Origin of the sequence: Halomonas sp. ND22Bw, from assembly GCF_003011945.1 — a bacterium.
In the GTDB taxonomy this organism is placed as follows: Bacteria; Pseudomonadota; Gammaproteobacteria; order Pseudomonadales; family Halomonadaceae; genus Halomonas; species Halomonas halophila.
Genome location: NZ_PXWD01000867.1, coordinates 1 through 272, shown reverse-complemented (window position 1 = coordinate 272; position 272 = coordinate 1). Strand labels below are relative to the sequence as shown.

1 protein-coding gene is annotated in these 272 nt (G+C 69.5%); it reads left to right on the top strand.

Annotated elements, in window-relative coordinates; translation table 11 throughout:
* A partial coding sequence (locus CVH10_RS26030) for a hypothetical protein (protein WP_181244589.1) occupies nt 1-272 on the top strand: 272 nt, incomplete at both ends.

Genomic DNA, 272 nt, shown 5'->3' with positions numbered 1-272 from the left:
TCACGGCGGCCACGGGCACCGATCCTCAGACCCTGACGGCCGATTCGAGCGTGGCCAACGACGTCGACGTCATCGCCAACCAGACCAACCCGAACACCCTGAACACGGGCGGCGTCACCGAGTTCGCCCTGTCCGACCCGACGATCGCCCTGCAGGGTTCGGGCACCGCGGACGCGCCCCACCTCGTGCTCTACCTCGACGCCACCGGGCGGCGGGACGTGGTGGTGGCCTTCAACGCCCGCGACATCGACGGCTCGACGGACAATGCCATC